This is a genomic window from Pseudomonas sp. GM49 (assembly GCF_000282355.1).
GTDB lineage: Bacteria > Pseudomonadota > Gammaproteobacteria > Pseudomonadales > Pseudomonadaceae > Aquipseudomonas.
This window is the reverse complement of the sequence record NZ_AKJL01000168.1, coordinates 1-15889: the sequence shown is the minus strand read 5'-3', so window position 1 is coordinate 15889 and position 15889 is coordinate 1. Positions and strand designations below refer to the sequence as shown.

The 15889-nt window shown below is 60.2% G+C and carries 16 protein-coding genes; 8 read left to right on the top strand and 8 right to left on the bottom strand.

Annotation, left to right across the window (positions count from 1 at the left end; genetic code table 11):
• Window positions 1–69: 69 nt before the first annotated feature.
• The 5 genes from PMI29_RS13390 to PMI29_RS13410 form a co-directional block, all read right to left on the bottom strand.
• Window positions 70–882: an ABC transporter permease gene (locus PMI29_RS13390; protein WP_050548076.1), complete on the bottom strand. Its 813-nt coding sequence runs from the start codon at window positions 880–882 to the stop codon at window positions 70–72.
• Between the two features lie 2 nt (window positions 883–884).
• Complete coding sequence (locus tag PMI29_RS13395; protein ID WP_007998737.1) at window positions 885–2093, bottom strand: ABC transporter permease; 1209 nt, start codon at window positions 2091–2093, stop codon at window positions 885–887.
• An 18-nt stretch (window positions 2094–2111) separates the two neighbouring features.
• Window positions 2112–3167 (bottom strand): ABC transporter substrate-binding protein, encoded by a 1056-nt coding sequence (locus PMI29_RS13400; protein ID WP_007998735.1) that lies wholly within the window; start codon window positions 3165–3167, stop codon window positions 2112–2114.
• Between the two features lie 94 nt (window positions 3168–3261).
• Window positions 3262–4386: an ABC transporter ATP-binding protein gene (locus PMI29_RS13405; RefSeq protein WP_007998732.1), complete on the bottom strand. Its 1125-nt coding sequence runs from the start codon at window positions 4384–4386 to the stop codon at window positions 3262–3264.
• A gap of 35 nt (window positions 4387–4421) precedes the next feature.
• Window positions 4422–5792, bottom strand: coding sequence for an aminotransferase (locus PMI29_RS13410; RefSeq protein WP_007998730.1), 1371 nt, complete (start codon window positions 5790–5792; stop codon window positions 4422–4424).
• Between the two features lie 341 nt (window positions 5793–6133).
• Between PMI29_RS13410 and PMI29_RS13415 the strand changes: the two genes are divergently transcribed.
• A complete protein-coding gene (locus PMI29_RS13415; RefSeq protein WP_007998728.1) occupies window positions 6134–6916 on the top strand; it encodes an IclR family transcriptional regulator in 783 nt (260 codons plus the stop codon).
• A gap of 123 nt (window positions 6917–7039) precedes the next feature.
• Here the strand turns inward: PMI29_RS13415 and PMI29_RS32185 are convergent, their stop codons facing one another.
• A complete protein-coding gene (locus tag PMI29_RS32185; RefSeq protein ID WP_162130678.1) occupies window positions 7040–7318 on the bottom strand; it encodes a hypothetical protein in 279 nt (92 codons plus the stop codon).
• Here PMI29_RS32185 and PMI29_RS13420 point away from each other — a divergent pair.
• The 7 genes from PMI29_RS13420 to PMI29_RS13450 all read left to right on the top strand — a co-directional run bounded on the left by PMI29_RS13420 (window position 7202) and on the right by PMI29_RS13450 (window position 14937).
• Window positions 7202–8563, top strand: a complete 1362-nt coding sequence (locus PMI29_RS13420; protein ID WP_007998727.1) for a flavin-containing monooxygenase — start codon at window positions 7202–7204, stop codon at window positions 8561–8563. The genes PMI29_RS32185 and PMI29_RS13420 overlap by 117 nt on opposite strands.
• The gene (locus tag PMI29_RS13425) at window positions 8563–8973 is read left to right on the top strand and encodes a RidA family protein (RefSeq protein ID WP_003201555.1); all 411 of its coding nucleotides are present in this window, start codon (window positions 8563–8565) and stop codon (window positions 8971–8973) included. The genes PMI29_RS13420 and PMI29_RS13425 overlap by 1 nt, the downstream gene beginning before the upstream one ends.
• A gap of 10 nt (window positions 8974–8983) precedes the next feature.
• A complete protein-coding gene (locus PMI29_RS13430) occupies window positions 8984–9658 on the top strand; it encodes a DUF1028 domain-containing protein (protein ID WP_007998725.1) in 675 nt (224 codons plus the stop codon).
• The gene (gene argE / locus PMI29_RS13435; protein WP_007998722.1) at window positions 9651–10820 is read left to right on the top strand and encodes an acetylornithine deacetylase; all 1170 of its coding nucleotides are present in this window, start codon (window positions 9651–9653) and stop codon (window positions 10818–10820) included. Before PMI29_RS13430 ends, argE begins: the two co-directional genes overlap by 8 nt.
• A 35-nt stretch (window positions 10821–10855) precedes the next feature.
• A complete protein-coding gene (locus tag PMI29_RS13440; RefSeq protein ID WP_007998720.1) occupies window positions 10856–11896 on the top strand; it encodes an ABC transporter substrate-binding protein in 1041 nt (346 codons plus the stop codon).
• Between the two features lie 459 nt (window positions 11897–12355).
• Complete coding sequence (locus PMI29_RS13445; RefSeq protein ID WP_007998718.1) at window positions 12356–13771, top strand: purine-cytosine permease family protein; 1416 nt, start codon at window positions 12356–12358, stop codon at window positions 13769–13771.
• 125 nt (window positions 13772–13896) lie between these two features.
• Window positions 13897–14937, top strand: a complete 1041-nt coding sequence (locus PMI29_RS13450) for a GGDEF domain-containing protein (RefSeq protein ID WP_157221366.1) — start codon at window positions 13897–13899, stop codon at window positions 14935–14937.
• Between the two features lie 24 nt (window positions 14938–14961).
• On the opposite strand, the gene PMI29_RS13455 is transcribed toward PMI29_RS13450, so the two are convergent.
• Both PMI29_RS13455 and PMI29_RS13460 read right to left on the bottom strand, forming a co-directional pair.
• A complete protein-coding gene (locus tag PMI29_RS13455) occupies window positions 14962–15321 on the bottom strand; it encodes a cupin domain-containing protein (RefSeq protein ID WP_007998713.1) in 360 nt (119 codons plus the stop codon).
• A gap of 13 nt (window positions 15322–15334) precedes the next feature.
• Window positions 15335–15889, bottom strand: a 555-nt coding sequence (locus tag PMI29_RS13460; protein ID WP_007998710.1) for an FAD-dependent oxidoreductase, incomplete at its 5' end; no start/stop codon positions are given.

Genomic DNA, 15889 nt, shown 5'->3' with positions numbered 1-15889 from the left:
GCTCTCCAGTCCATCGCGAGCAAGCTCGCTCCTACAGGGGGGGGCGTTTTTTTTGCCTGGATTTTTTGCTCAGGCGGCATTTTCCTTGCGTTGGGTCAGGTGCCGCGACAGCACCAGCAAAACGGTAGCAAACAGCACCATGATGGTCGCCGCCGCCAGCAAGACCGGGCTGAGGGACTCCCTGGCGGTGGTGAACATTTCCCGAGGCAACGTGCGTTGATCGGGGCCGGCAAGAAACAGGGTGACCACGACCTCATCCAGCGAGGTGGCAAAGGCAAACAGCCCGCCGGAAATCAACCCCGGCGCAATCAGCGGCAATGTCACTTTACGCAGGCAGACCCACGGCGTTGCACCCATGCTCGCAGCCGCCCAGAGCAGGCGTTGATTCAGCCCGCTGAGGGCCGAACCGACATTGATCACCACGAAGGGGACGGCCAGTGTGGTGTGGGCCAGCACCAGGCCGCCGAAGGTGCGGGTCAGGCCAAGGCTTGAGAACACAAAGTACATGCCCACTCCGACAATGACCGCCGGAACGATCATTGGTGCAATCAACAAGACTTCGATGAAGCGCCGCCCGGGCAAGCGTTCATTACTCAAACCGAGGGCTGCCAGACCACCCAGCACTACGGCGCACACGGTACTGAGAATGGCGATGGCGAAGCTGTTGAACAGCGCTCCGATCCATTGTGTCGAACCAAAGAAATCCTGATACCAGTGCAAGGTAAGACTGTTGATCGGCAATGACATATAGCGACTGTCACTGAACGACAAGGGCAATACGATCAGGATCGGCAGCACCAGAAATGCCAGCACCACCCAGCCACTCAGGGACAGGCTGAAAAAGCCCAGGAAACTCATCGGCCCTGCATTGGGATTCTTGATCATCATCGTGTCCCTTGGGAGCGGCCGCGAGCGAGGCGGGCCTGAATCAGGTAGAGCAGGGTAGTGACCGCCAACAGGATAATTCCCAATGCCGATGCCAGTCCCCAGTTCAATGTGCCGGTAGTGAATTGTGCAATGTAGTAGCTGATCATCTGGTCTCCCGGGCCACCGATCAGGGCCGGGGTGATGTAGAAGCCCAGGGTGACGATGAACACCATCAAGGCACCGGCGGCCAACCCCGGCAAGACCTGCGGCAGGTAGACCCGAAAGAAGGTGAATACCGGGCGCGCGCCCATCGAATAGGCTGCTTGAATCAGCAGTTTATTGCTCGACTGCATGGCCGCCAGCAACGGGAAAACCATGAAGGGCAGCATCACATGCACCAGTGCCAGAATGACGCCGAAACGGTTGTACAACAGTCGCAGCGGCGAATCGATCACCCCCAGATACATCAAGCTGGTGTTGACCACACCATTGTCCTGGAGCAACACCATCCAGGCGGTGGTGCGGACCAGAATCGAAGTCCAGAACGGCAGCAGGATCAGCAACAGCAGCAAATTACGAGTGCGCGGCGTGCGCCGGTCCAGAAAACTGCACAACGGAAATGCCAGCAACACGCAGATGATCGTCGTGGCCGCGGCGATGGCAAAGGTGCGCAGCAGGATAGAGCGATACAAACCTTCCTCGCCTTTGCTGACGATCCCTTCGGTGTAATCGCGCTTGAGGTCCAGGGCCGACAACACATGGAAACTGCCGACGGGGCCCGTGGCGCGCTTGAAGGTTTGCCAGGTTTCGTTGGTCAGCCAGCGTTGATCGAGGGTGGCAAAAGATTGCGGTGAACCGTCCAGGCTTTCAACCGAGCGCTTAGCGGCGGTCAGCATGGCGCGCATTTGCGGCGCCTCGTAGGAGAGGCGCCGGGCCAGCCCCGCCAGTTCCTTTGAGGAAACGGCTCGCAGATCCTGGCTGAACGGCTGTAGCAGGCGTTCATCAGGGGCTGAGCGCCCGTCCCACTGTTTGAGCGCCAGTGCGGTTTGGGGGAGCGCCTCGGGCAGTTCGGTGTCCGCCACGCCTCGCCATAACAGCGTGGCAATCGGTCCGACAAACGTCAGCAGCAAGAACAGCACCAGCGGCGCCAGCAGGGCATAGGCTCGCCATAGCGCCCGATAATCCTTGCGGGCGGCGACGGGTAGGGGTAGAGCGATCGTGGTCATTTCAGGGCCTCGGGATGATTACTTGGCTGACCAGGCGGTCCACTTGGCGCTGAGTTCATCGACACGATCGACCCAGAACTTGTCATCTATTTGTAGAATGTTCTGGCTGTTCTGCGGTGCGCTTGGCATATCGGCCAGCACCTTGGGGTCTACCTGAGCGATACCCTTGACCGCCGTGATGCCGGTTGGCTGCAGTGCTGGCCAGAGTTTTTGCTGTTCAGGCTTGCCCATCTCCTTGAGCAGGCCGTAGGCAATGTCGACATTTGGCGAGTTTCTGAGAATCACCCAGCTGTCCATGGTTTGCAGTGACTGGTTCCAGACCAGGCCAAAGGGTTTGTGATCCTGGTTGATCGCGTTGGTCACCCGCCCGTTATAGGAGGTGGTCATCGCGACTTCGCCAGACGCCAGCAGCTGCATGGGTTGACCGCCGGATTTCCAGAACAGCAACTGATCCTTGATTTGATCCAGTTTGGCGAATGCCCGTTTCACGCCCTCGGGTGTGGTCAGCACTTTGTAGACATCCGAAACCGGTACGCCATCGGCCATCAGGGCAATCTCCAGATTGCCTTTCGGTCCCTGGCGCAGTGCGCGTTTGCCCGGGTAGGTTTTCAGGTCGAAGAAGTCGTTCCAGCCCTGGGGTGTGCCTTTGAGTTTTGACTTGTCGTAACCCAGTACGAAGTTGTAAACAGCGGCACCCACGCCACACTCGCTCGCGGCTGACGGAATGTAGTTGTCCTTGCCGCCAATGCGCGAGAAATCCAGGGGCAGGAACAAGTCTTCGCTGCAACCCAGTTGCAGGTCTTCACCTTCGACCTGAACCACGTCCCAGCCGCTGTCAGGGCCGTCAGCCTTGGTGCGCAGGATACCGATGCCGCTGTCCCAGGAATCTTCCAGTACCTTGTGACCTGAGTCTTTGGCATAGGGCGCGAAAAAAATCTGCCGCTGTACGTCCTGATAGCTGCCGCCCCAGGAGACGACCGTGAGGTCGCGTGCTTGAACGCTACTCGAAAGCGCGCCGACACAGAGCAGACCGAACACAGTGGAAAGAGTGATAAGCGGTTTAGCGTTGAACATGATGGACTCCAGAGCTGGTTTTTAATCGTTCTTGTGGGCAGCAATAGAAAGAGCGGTCTTTCAGGTTGTTATCGATCTCTCATCGTCGAATCGCTCAAGGCAGCAGCAATGAATGCTCCCTGGGCAACGCCAGTGCCACTGTGTCGCCGGGAAGGGGCAGGGGGCGATTCAAGCTGCCGGGGTTGAGCTTCATCGTTAGAGGCGTGCCGCTGGGCAGGGTCAGTCGCAGGTTGCAATGGGCACCATGGAAAATGCTGTCCACCAGGCGCGCCTGCAAAGCGGGTTCTCCGGGGTTGGCCAAGCGCACGTTTTCCGGGCGGATCGCCAGTGACGCCGAGTCTCCAACAGCCAGCGTCGCAACATGGCACGGCACATCGCGAATCGAACTGTCGTCCTTGAGGAGGATGCTGGCACTCGTACTGCCGATGCCGGTAATGACCCCGTCGAGTAAATTGGTTTCGCCGAGAAAGTTGGCGACGAACCGGCTGCTGGGACGGTTGTAGATGGCTTCCGGGCGTTCGATCTGCTCGATCTTGCCATTGTGAAAAACCGCAACACGATCAGACATGGTCATCGCCTCATCCTGGTCATGGGTGACGTAGACGAAGGTGATACCGAGTTGACGGTGGATACTCTTGAGTTCGAGCTGCATGCGCTCGCGCAGCGCTTTGTCGAGCGCGCCCAGCGGTTCATCCATCAACAGCATGCGCGGGCGATAGACCAGTGCTCTGGCCAGTGCGACGCGTTGTTGCTGGCCGCCGGACAACTGTGCCGGGCTGCGCGACGCGAAGCCGCTCAGTTGCGCCAGCTCCAGCGCTTCGCCGACGCGCTGCTTGCGCTCGGCGGCGGAAACTTTGCGCAAGTTCAACGGGAACGCCACATTCTGTTCCACGGACATGTGCGGGAATAACGCATAACTCTGGAACACCACGCCCATGTCGCGCTTGTAGGCCGGCAGCCGACTGATGTCGTGACCGTCCATGAAAATCTGGCCGCGATCCGGTGAGTCGAACCCCGCCAGCATCATCAGCGTGGTGGTCTTGCCCGAGCCGCTGGGCCCCAACAACGAGAGGAATTCACCCTGGGCAATTTCCAGGTTCAGGTCATTCACCACCCAATTTCGTTCATCGTAGGTTTTGTGCACGTTTTCAAAGCGCACCAATGGCTGTGCGCATGCTGCAGCTACCGGCAGGGAGGATTGGGGCGACGGTGCGTTCATGGGGCTGACTCGTTCTTTCATGGCTGAAAATGCAGTCATTGCTGCATCCCGGCATAGACCTCATCGAGGGATTCGGCCACGGCTGTGAGGATGACATCGACCTGAGCCGCGTTAATGATCAGGGGCGGAGCCATGACCAGCGTATCTCCCAGCGCCCGGAGCAGGACGCCGCGACGCTGGAGGGCTTCAGCGACTTGGCCGGCGACCTTCAGTTGGGCGGGGAAGGGCTCGCGGGTTTGCTTGTCGGCAACGAACTCCAGCGCAGCCATCAGGCCAATGCCTCGTGCTTCACCGATCAGCGGGTGATTGCCGAGTGCACGGACACCCTTCTGGAATCGAGGTGCCACGGCTGCGACGTTGGTCAAAATGTCGAGTTCGTCGTACAGCGCCAGCGTTTCCAGCGCCACAGCCGCCGCCACCGGGTGTCCGCCGTAGGTGTAGCCGTGACCGAACCCGCCCAGCGCGTTGCTCTGGTCGGCGATGGCTTGATAGATCGTGTCACTAATCAGTAAAGCAGAGATGGGTTGGAAGGCCGCTGACAGGCCCTTGGCGCAGGTCAGCATGTCCGGTTCAATCCCCATGGCTTGCGAGCCCCAGTAATGTCCGGTACGACCGAAGCCGCAGATCACTTCATCGGCGACCAGCAGAATGTCGTACTTGCGCAACACGGCCTGAATCTTGGCGAAATAGGTCGCGGGGGGAACGATGACGCCACCGGTACCCATGACCGGTTCGGCGAAAAAAGCCCCGATGGTCTCGGGACCGGCCTCAAGAATGGTCTGTTCCAGTTCGTCGGCCAGGCGGCTGGCGAAGTCTTCTTCGCTTTCGCCGGGAAGCCCCTGGCGATAAAGGTGCGGGCAGCGCACATGGATCACGTCAGCCAAGGGGTCGCCCCAGCCTTTATGCATGTTCGGCAACCCGGTCAGGCTGGCGGCGGCGAGCGTAGTGCCGTGGTAGCTACGCTGGCGAGCAATGAGTTTGTGTTTTTCTGGCTTGCCGATTGCGGTGTGGTAGTAGCGAACCAGTTTGATGGCGCTGTCGATGGCTTCCGAACCGGAGCTTTGAAACAACACTTTGCTCAAGGTCGATGGCGCTCGCTCTATCAATGCGGTGGCCAGATCGATGACCGGCTGGGTCGTGCGGTGAGCGAAAGTCTGCTGATACGGAAGTTTGAGCAACTGGGCATAGGCCGCCTTGGCCAGCCGGGGTTGATAAAACCCCAGCGTTGCGCACCACAACCCCGACATACCTTCGATGTAGCGATTGCCGTCAGTGTCGAAGACATAGATTCCTTCCCCTCTCTCCATCACCAAAGGACCGATCTGTTCGTGCAGGCGCAGGTTGGTCTGTGAGTGGAGATGGTGAGCAATGTCCTTGCTCGCAAGGGTTGAATCGATCGGCGCCATAGTCTGTTCCTCGCTTTTGTCGTATGCGTATGCGTGACGTGGTTTCATTTTTACGAGGATTTTTTGTATGCGTCAATGACTATATTGTTTCTTACAGAAGAATAATATTTCTCTGGGTGGATGATTTTTACTGGTTTCACTTGCTTGTTCGCGGCTGTTTTTATGGTTTTTCATCAAGATCAAAGGCTTACTGCGAGTATTTTCAGTGGTTGAGTTGTTGCTGGGGGGGGCGGTATTGCGAATGCTTGTGTTCTCTGATTTCTTGGTGTCCTATGAGGAATAGGCAAAAACAGAAACCCACGTATCGACTGTCGAAACGACAGTTGTTGCAGGAAGCCCGCATGAGTGATGACATTGGTAAAGGAGGGGTCCGCTCCGTGCAGTTGGCGCTTGATGTGCTGGAGCAGGTTGCCGCTGCGCAAGGCGAGATCGGCGTCAGTGAGTTGGCTGTAAAACTGGGTACGACCAAGGGGTCGGTTTTCCGCCATTTGAAAACATTGGTGGAGCGGGGATATTTGAGTCAGAACCCGGCCACTTCCCGTTATCGTCTCGGCATACGAACCTATGTGTTGGGGCAGGCTGCCGCATCGGGCATTGATCTGCTCAGCGCATCTGGTGATGCCATGCGCGACTTGCGAGAGGAACTTGGGCTTTCCGTGGTGTTGTCGGTTCTCGAGGGAGGGCGATTGACAGTTGTCACCACCAACCTGGGAAAGGCCTCACTGGAAATTGGCGTGCGGCCGGGTACCGAGCTGCATTTGCATTGCAATGCTCAAGGCAAGGTGGTGTTGGCATTCTCAAGCAGGCTGATGGCCGAGCTCGCGCGGCATTTGCCGCTGCAGCGCTACACCGAATACACCATTGTCGATCCTGGGGCTCTCGAGCGTGAAGTGCACCAAGTCATGTCCACTGGATACGGGGCGGCCTTTGAAGAAGAAACGCTTGGAATCAGTGCTCTTGCTGCACCCATTTTCAGTGGTGCCAATGAGCTTGCAGGGACCTTGGCCATCGTCGGTACTGTGCAACATATTCCCAGAGAACTACCGACTGTTCAGGTGGATGCGTTGCGCCGGGCTGCCCTGCGCATTTCCTGGAACCTGGGGTACAAGGGCTTGCTGATTTGACTGCATTGGCAAAAACAGGCCCCCCCGAATTTTGTATAGCGAATAAAGACGCACAAAAAACGCCACTCAATTGAGTGGCGTTTTTTTTTGCCATTCACTCAACCTTCTCTGCAAAGCCTTCTGTCATGCGGCCTTCGTGCTTTTCTTGCCGACAGCTTTTTCCTCGCCAGCAACCACAAAAAACATAATTTCGCTATTTCCCGGCTCCGAACAGAATGCGGCCAACACCCTGACACCGATAGCGGCAGCAGAAGAACAACAGTGATCAGAATCGAGGCGGCAGCCATGACCGACCTGAATCAAACCACCTTTCAGAAGTGCACAGCCATGACAGTTGATAAAACCGAAATTGATACGCTTGTTGTTGGCGCCGGCCAGGCCGGCGTGGCCATGAGTGAACACCTGAGCAAGCTCGGCGTGCCCCACCTCGTCCTGGAGCGCAATCGTGTCGCCGAAGCCTGGCGCACTGGCCGCTGGGATTCGCTGGTGGCCAACGGTCCGGCGTGGCACGACCGTTTCCCGGGGCTGGAATTCGACGGTCTGGACCCGGATGCCTTTGCCGGAAAAGAGCAGGTGGCTGAGTACTTCGAGGCCTACGCCCGCAAGTTCAACGCGCCGATCCGCACTGGCGTTGAAGTCAGGAAAGTGGAGCGCAACACTGATCGTCCGGGCTTCACTGTTGAAACCTCTGATGGCGTGATCGAGGCTCGGCATGTGGTGGTCGCCACCGGTCCGTTCCAGCGCCCGGCAATCCCGCCGATTGCCCCGCAAATCGCCGGCATCACCCAGATTCACTCCGCCCAATACTACAACCCGCAGCAACTGGCCGAAGGCGCGGTGCTGGTGGTGGGCGCCGGTTCCTCGGGCGTGCAGATCGCCGATGAGCTGCAACGTTCCGGCAAGCAGGTCTACCTGTCGGTGGGCGCCCATGACCGTCCGCCGCGTGCCTATCGCAACCGCGATTTCTGCTGGTGGCTGGGAGTGCTCGGCGAGTGGGATGCCGAGGCCATGCAGCCGGGCAAGGAGCACGTGACCATCGCCGTGAGCGGTGCCCGTGGCGGCCACACCGTGGACTTCCGCCGGTTGGCCCACCAGGGCATGACTCTGGTCGGCCTGACCCAATCTTTCAACGGCGCTGTGGTGAGTTTCGAAAACAACCTCGCCGACAACATCCGCCGTGGCGATGAAAACTACCTCGCGCTGCTCGACAAGGCCGACGCCTATATCGAACGCAATGGCCTGGACCTGCCGCTGGAACCCGAAGCCCGGACCATGCTGACGGACCCGGATTGCGTGACAAATCCAATCCTGGAACTGGATCTGCTCAATGCAGGCGTCACCACGATTATCTGGGCCACCGGTTACTCCACCGATTACAGCTGGCTGAAGGTCGATGCCTTCAAGGAAAACGGCAAACCGCAGCACCAGCGCGGCGTGTCGGCCGAGCCGGGGGTGTATTTCGTCGGTTTGCCTTGGCAGTCCCGTCGTGGCTCCGCGTTTATCTGGGGCGTTTGGCACGACGCCAAGCACATCGCCGATCACATCGTTAAACAGCACACCTATCTCAACTATCGGGATGCGACCCAGCGTCAAGCCGAAGCCGTCCGAGCACCTCTTCAGAAAGCCAGCCTCATGGGAGTTCGTTAATGCCTACTCATACCCGCATCCGCATGTTCAACACCAAAGACACCTACCCGAACCAGACGCTCGACAACGACCTGTGCCAGGCCGTGCGTGCCGGCAACACGGTGTATGTGCGCGGTCAGGTCGGCACCGATTTCAACGGTCAACTGGTGGGGCTCGGCGATCCGCGCGCCCAGGCCGAGCAGGCCATGCGCAACGTCAAGCAACTGCTGGAAGAGGCAGGCAGCGACCTGAGCCACATCGTCAAGACCACCACCTACCTGATCGACCCGCGCTATCGCGAGCCGGTGTACCAGGAAGTCGGCAAGTGGCTCAAGGGGGTGTTCCCGATTTCCACCGGCCTGGTGGTCAGTGCCCTCGGCCAGCCGCAGTGGCTGATGGAAATTGATGTGATCGCTGTCATCCCTGAATAAGGAATTCGCCATGACCTTTTCCATTGTTGGTCGCTGCGCCGAGACCGGCCAGCTGGGCATTGCCATCAGTTCTTCGAGCATTGCCGTCGGCGCGCGCTGCCCCTGGCTGCGTGCCGGGGTCGGCGCGGTGTCGAGCCAGAACATCACGCTGCCGGCCCTTGGCCCGCAGATTCTCGATGAACTGGCCAACGGCTCGGCGCCGCCCCAGGCGCTGGACCGTTCATTGACCCGCAATGGCTACAGCCAATACCGCCAGGTGGCGGTGGTCGATGCTCAGGGCCGCACGGCGGTGTTCAGCGGTAACCATGCGCTGGGCACCCATAATGCGCTGGCCGGCGATCAATGCGTGGCGGCCGGTAACCTGTTGGCCAGCAGCGCGGTGATCGAAGCCATGGTCGCGGCGTTCGAAAACAGCGAAGGCTGCCTTGCCACCCGGCTGATGAACGCCTTGCAGGCCGGGCAGGACGCTGGCGGCGAAGCCGGCGCGGTGCACTCGGCGGCGTTGTCGGTGGTCGGTGACCTGACCTGGCCGATTGTCGACCTGCGAGTGGATTGGGCCGATGAAAACCCGATTGGCGAGCTGGGCAAACTGTGGACGGCCTACGAGCCGCAATTGCAGGACTACCTGACCCGCGCCCTCAATCCGACCCTGGCGCCGAGCTATGGAGTGCCCGGCGATGAGTGAATTGCGCAGCCGCGCCATGCTCGCGCGATTGATCGGGTTCGCCACGGTCAGCCGCGATTCGAACCTGGAGCTGATCGAGTTCGTGCGTGACTACCTGCACGAACTGGGCGTGGATTGCGAACTGATCTACAACGCCGAGCGGACCAAGGCCAATCTGTTGGCCACGGTCGGCCCGCGTGTGGCCGGCGGCATTGTGCTGTCCGGTCACACCGACGTGGTGCCGGTGGACGGCCAGGCCTGGACGGTCGAACCGTTCCGGCTGAGCGAGGCGGGCGGCAAGCTTTACGGCCGCGGCACAGCGGACATGAAAGGCTATCTGGCCTCGGTGCTGGCCGCTGTGCCGATGTTTCTCGCCAGCCCTTTAAAACGCCCGGTGCACCTGGCGTTTTCCTATGACGAAGAGGTCGGGTGCCTCGGCGTGCGCGGTTTGCTGGAAGTGCTGCCCCAACGCATCCCGGCACCGGCGTTGTGTTTGATCGGCGAGCCGACCGAGCTTAAACCGGTGCTTGGTCACAAGGGCAAACTGGCGATGCGTTGCCACGTACACGGTGCACCGTGCCATTCCGCCTACGCGCCTTATGGGGTGAACGCCATCGAGCAGGCGGCACGGCTGATCGGTCGGCTGGGTGAAATCGGTACGCGCCTGGCCGAACCGCAGCATCACGACGAACGCTTCGATCCGGCGTATTCGACGGTGCAGGTGGGGGTGATTTCCGGTGGGACGGCGTTGAACATCGTGCCGGAGGATTGCCGTTTCGATTTCGAAGTGCGTGCCTTGCCGGACTTTGCTCCGGAAGCGGTTGCCGATGAGTTGCAAAACTACGCCGAGCAAACCTTGCTCCCGGCGATGCAGGCGGTGAAAGCCGACACGTCCATTCGTTTTGAAAAAATCTCGGCCTATCCGGGCCTGGCGACACCCGCCGACAGCGCCGCAGCCCGGCTGATTGCCCAGCTGTGCGGCAGCGACGAGTTCAGCACCGTGGCCTTTGGCACCGAAGGCGGGCTGTTCGATCAGGCCGGCATTGCGTCAGTGGTCTGCGGTCCCGGCAGCATGGACCAGGGGCACAAGCCCGATGAATTCGTCAGCGTTGATCAGATGGCGGCCTGTGACCGCTTGATGGATCGCCTGGCGGCTTACTTGAGTGAATCCGAACACCCATAACAACAAAGGGCTGACAAGGCCCGAGGAAGCGATCCATGTCCAGATCCTTGCGTTGCAGTGTTCCGTTTGCCCTGGCGTTGTTGAGTGCCAGTGTGTGGGCGGCCCCCCAGGACCTCACCGTGATTTCCTTCGGTGGTGCTACCAAACAGGCCCAGGATAAAGCCTATTTCCAGCCCTTTAACGCCAGCGGCGCGGGCAACATCATCGCCGGTGAGTACAACGGCGAGCTGTCGAAGATCAAGGCCATGGTCTCCGCCGGCCACACCAGCTGGGACGTGGTCGAAGTCGAAAGCCCCGAGCTGTTGCGCGGCTGCGAGGAGGGCCTGTTCGAGAAGCTCGATGCGGGACGCTTCGGTGATTCGGCGAACTTCGTCCCGGGTGCGCTGACCGAATGCGGGGTGGCCACTTACGTCTGGTCGATGGTCATGGCCTACGACCAGAGCAAGCAGGCCAAGGCACCGCAATCCTGGGCGGACTTCTGGAACGTGGCCGACTTCCCGGGCAAGCGCGGCCTGCGCAAGAGTGCCAAGTACACCCTGGAAATCGCGTTGCTGGCCGACGGCGTCAAGGCGGACGACGTGTACAAGGTCTTGAACACGCCCCAAGGCGTGACGCGGGCCTTTGCCAAACTCGACCAGATCAAGCCGAACATCCAGTGGTGGGAGGCGGGCGCGCAACCGGCGCAGTGGCTGGTGGCCGGGGACGTGGTGATGAGCGCGGCCTACAACGGCCGGATCGCCTCGGCGCAAAAGGAAGGCATGAAGCTGAGCATTGTCTGGCCGCAGAGCCTGTACGACCCGGAATACTGGGCGGTGGTCAAAGGCACGCCGAACAAGGCGTTGGCGGAAAACTTCATCGCCTTTGCCAGCCAGCCGCAGGCGCAAAAAGTGTTCTCGGAAACCATCCCTTACGGGCCGGTGCATCGCCAGACCCTGCCATTGCTGCCCAAGGACGTGCAGGAGCAACTCCCAACCGCCGAAGCCAACCTGGCCGGTGCCCGGGCGGTGGATGCGGAGTTCTGGGTCGACCACGGCGAGGAGCTTGAACAGCGCTTCAATGCCTGGGCTGCCCGGTAACACAGGCACCGCATAACCCCTGTAGGAGCGGCGGTGCGGCGATCCGACTTGCTCGCGAAAGCGGTATGTCAGTCACATTGATGCTGGATGTGCCGCCGTCTTCGCGAGCAAGCCCGCTCCCACAAAGTGTGGCGCACACAGGACCCCGTGGGAGCGAGCTTGCTCGCGATGAGGCCATCAGATCCAACATCTTCGTTGACTGATCCACCGCCATCGCGAGCAAGCTCGCTCCCACAGGGATTTTGTCGTTCAGTTGTTACTGTGTGCTGATCATTTATTGGTTTTTCCTGCTGATAAATAGCCATTACTGCGCAATGTTTTTTAAGGTTTAAAGGCACAAATTAACTAATTTTCCTCCCCGCGCTCTTTGTCCATGATCGCCTCCAACAAGAAATGCGCAGGTACGTCTTGCGCACACCGAAGTACGAACACGTACTCATCCTTGCCTTGGAGTTCGTCATGTCCACCACCGCTTCATCCGCCCCGCTCATCGAGAAACACACGATCGGGTACGTTCCCCCTGAGGATCGCCACGGAAAGGTCAAAGATCTGTTTACCCTGTGGTTCGGCGGCAACATCGCGCCGTTACCCATCGTCACCGGCGCGCTCGGCGTGCAGTTGTTTCACTTGAATCTAGTCTGGGGCATTGTCGCCATCATCGTTGGCCATCTGGTTGGCGGTGTGCTGATGGCGCTGCACTCGGCCCAAGGCCCGCAGATGGGCATTCCGCAGATGATCCAGAGCCGCGCCCAGTTCGGTTCGCTGGGTGCGCTGCTGGTGGTGGTGATTGCCGGCGTGATGTACATCGGTTTCTTCGCTTCCAACATCGTCCTGGCCGGCAAGTCGCTGCATGGTGTGGTCGAAAGTGTGCCGGTATCGGTCGGCATCGTTCTCGGCGGCCTCGGCTCCGGGATCATCGGTATCATTGGCTACCGCTTCATCCATGTGCTCAATCGCATCGGCACCTGGGTGCTGGGCCTCGGCATCGTGCTGGGTTTCGGCTACATCCTGACCCACGTCCAGACCGACGACTTCCTGACCCGCGGCAGTTTCAACATCTCCGGCTGGCTGGCCACGGTGTCGCTGGCGGCGCTCTGGCAAATCGCGTTCGCGCCGTACGTGTCCGATTACTCGCGCTACCTGCCGAAGGACGTCAAGGTCAGCTCGACCTTCTGGGCGACTTACCTCGGCTCGTCGCTGGGCTCGATCCTGTCCTTCGTGTTCGGCGCCGTTGCCGTATTGGCCACGCCCGTCGGCATGGACACCATGGATGCGGTGAAACTCGCGACCGGCGCCATCGGCCCGTTGATGCTGGTGCTGTTCCTGCTCAGCGTGATCAGCCATAACGCCCTGAACCTGTATGGCGCCGTGCTCTCGGTGATCACCCTGCTGCAAACCTTCGCCCACCGCTGGATTCCGACTGCTTCGAGCCGGGCGGTGCTGTCGCTGGTCATCCTGGCCGGTTGCTGTGTGGCGGCCATCGGCGCGTCGGCGGATTTCATTGGGCACTTCGTCGATCTGGTGCTGGCCTTGCTGGTGGTGCTGGTGCCGTGGACCGCGATCAACCTCATCGACTTCTACGCGATCCACAAGGGCGACTACGACATCGCCTCGATCTTCCGCGTCGACGGTGGCATCTATGGGCGCTTCAATCCGCAGGCGCTGCTGGCCTACGCCATTGGCATCGTGGTGCAGATTCCGTTCATGAACACGCCGATCTACACCGGCCCCGTGGCGGTGCATATCGACGGTGCGGACCTGTCGTGGCTGGTCGGTCTGCTGGTCACCACACCGCTGTACTACTGGCTGGCGAACCGTGATACGGCTTACCGTCGGCGCCAGAACATGGCCGGGTTGATGCCAACCAACGGTTGATCGGGCATCCGGGGCCGGCGTATCGGGTTGAACGGTTGTGAGCGTCAGGGATGGCCGTTTTTCAGGCGTATGGTTATGCTCAGCACGTTTACCAATCGCCAAATAAAAACAACCACAGTGAAGCCATGAGCCAATCCGACACGCGTGCGACTGTTCTAGCGCTGTATCCAGAAGACTCCCGCGAGGCGGCGGCGCTGCTCAAGCAAGCAGTGCCGCTGATGGTTCGTCACAACATTCCGCCCAACCCGGTGCACTACGCGCTCTGGTACACCTACAGCAAAGGCCAGGAACCGGAACTCAATCGGCACCTGGACCGGGTGGTGGCCGACTTCGACTGTTTCCCGCCGGAGTCGGCAACCAAACTGTTTCGCGAGTACATCATCCGCGATGAGCTGGCGGATGCCCGCTCCGGGCAGCAGGACGCGATCAACCTGGTCGACGACATGGAGCGCGATGTTTCGCGCAGCGTGAAAGGTAACCAGAACTTCCAGGCCAGCCTTGGCCAATACCTGCAAATGCTTGAAGAGCCGGCCAGCGAGCGCTTGCCAAGCATCCTGATCCAGCTGCAACAGAGCACCCGGCTGATGCAGGGGCAGCAGGAGCACTTCCTCGCCCAGTTGCAATCGGCACAGCATGAAATCAAAAGCCTGCGCGACAAACTGGAGCGCGCCCAACTGGCCGCGACCCTCGATGGCCTGACCGAGTTGCTCAACCGCACCACCTTCAACCACAAGCTTGAACAGGCAATGAGCAACGCGGCGACCGGCGTGGCGTTGGTGATGCTGGATATCGACCACTTCAAACAATTCAACGACCAGTACGGCCACCCCTTGGGCGACCGCGTGCTGCAGCATGTCGCCCAGGTGTTGCGTGACTCGCTGCCCGCCGAGGCCTTTGCGGCGCGTTACGGCGGTGAGGAGTTCTGTGTCGTGCTCAAGGATTGCCCGGATCTGGCCGCTGCGGGCACTTTTGCCGAGCGCCTGCGTCTGAAAATCCAGTCGCTGCGAGTCAAGGCCCGAGGCACCGACACCGTGCTGGACACCATCACCGCTTCGTTCGGCGTGGCCCATGCTCAACCCGGCGACACTCCGGAGAGCCTGCTGACCCGTGCCGATGACGCGCTGTACCAGGCCAAGCGCAACGGGCGCAATCAGGTACATCAATAGCCTGACGTACCCGTCACTACCGGGTTATCCGAGAATGAAGTACACCTTGCGCACTGGCGTGAGGTTTTCCCACGTGCCGTTGAACCCACTGGCTACGACGAAAGAGTCTCCCGGCCCGAACGTTCGACTGGTTCCGTCGGCATCGGTCAGTCGCACTGTGCCTTCCAGAATGTGGCAAAGCTCATCGTAATCACACTGGCAACGTTCCCGGTGCGGGCCAGCCTCCCAGATGCCGGCCACGGCGTTTTTCTCCGGCACCACAAAGTGCCGCCAACTCTTGCTGCGATAAGTCGCATCGACCACGGCCGGGTCGTTGATTTCAGTTTCACGGGGTGCAAGTTCGCGGGCGAAGTCGATGACGTGCCGGGGCAAGGCTGTGGGCATGGTGGTCTCCGGATCAGGAATCGAAACCGATGCCAAAGGCATCGAAGGTCTTGAGCAGCAGGTCGCGGTGCCCGTCGCGGTCTTCTCGCGCCAAAGAACGCTGGGCCAGTTTCACGCCGACATAACGCAACGGTTCGGGCGGAAAACGAAACGGTGCCTTGGAAGTCATCTGCAACTCGGTGCGTTCGGTGCGCTCGCCGGCCAACAGGTCGAGCATGTTCAGCGCGGCAAAGCGGCTGGCCGATACACCTTGCCCGGTGAAGCCCAAGGCATAGGCAACGCGGCCCTGATGTTCGCAACCAGTGAACATCGTGGTGCGTGCCGAGGTGTCGATGATTCCGCCCCAGGCATGGCTGAACCGCACATCGCTCAGGCGCGGGAAGGTCTGGTGAAACTGCTCGGCCAGGCGCTGGAAACTTTGCGGACGCTGGGTCAGGGCTTCGTCACGGCGCCCGCCGAAATGGTAGATGGCATCAAAGCCGGCCCAGAGAATGCGGTTGTCGGCGGTCTTGCGCAGGTAATGGAACTGATTGCCGGAATCGGCTATGCCGTAGCGGCCGGTCCAGCC

Excerpts from the sequence above, each read along its gene's own strand:
- PMI29_RS13440 (WP_007998720.1), top strand. The coding sequence starts at position 10,856 with ATGTCCAGATCCTTGCGTTGCAGTGTTCCGTTTGCCCTGGCGTTGTTG.
- PMI29_RS13410 (WP_007998730.1), bottom strand. The coding sequence starts at position 5,792 with ATGGCGCCGATCGATTCAACCCTTGCGAGCAAGGACATTGCTCACCAT.
- PMI29_RS13400 (WP_007998735.1), bottom strand. The coding sequence starts at position 3,167 with ATGTTCAACGCTAAACCGCTTATCACTCTTTCCACTGTGTTCGGTCTG.
- PMI29_RS13405 (WP_007998732.1), bottom strand. The coding sequence starts at position 4,386 with ATGAACGCACCGTCGCCCCAATCCTCCCTGCCGGTAGCTGCAGCATGC.
- PMI29_RS13455 (WP_007998713.1), bottom strand. The coding sequence starts at position 15,321 with ATGCCCACAGCCTTGCCCCGGCACGTCATCGACTTCGCCCGCGAACTT.
- PMI29_RS13420 (WP_007998727.1), top strand. The coding sequence starts at position 7,202 with ATGACCGACCTGAATCAAACCACCTTTCAGAAGTGCACAGCCATGACA.
- PMI29_RS13415 (WP_007998728.1), top strand. The coding sequence starts at position 6,134 with ATGAGTGATGACATTGGTAAAGGAGGGGTCCGCTCCGTGCAGTTGGCG.
- PMI29_RS13445 (WP_007998718.1), top strand. The coding sequence starts at position 12,356 with ATGTCCACCACCGCTTCATCCGCCCCGCTCATCGAGAAACACACGATC.
- argE (WP_007998722.1), top strand. The coding sequence starts at position 9,651 with ATGAGTGAATTGCGCAGCCGCGCCATGCTCGCGCGATTGATCGGGTTC.
- PMI29_RS13450 (WP_157221366.1), top strand. The coding sequence starts at position 13,897 with ATGAGCCAATCCGACACGCGTGCGACTGTTCTAGCGCTGTATCCAGAA.
- PMI29_RS13430 (WP_007998725.1), top strand. The coding sequence starts at position 8,984 with ATGACCTTTTCCATTGTTGGTCGCTGCGCCGAGACCGGCCAGCTGGGC.
- PMI29_RS13395 (WP_007998737.1), bottom strand. The coding sequence starts at position 2,093 with ATGACCACGATCGCTCTACCCCTACCCGTCGCCGCCCGCAAGGATTAT.
- PMI29_RS13425 (WP_003201555.1), top strand. The coding sequence starts at position 8,563 with ATGCCTACTCATACCCGCATCCGCATGTTCAACACCAAAGACACCTAC.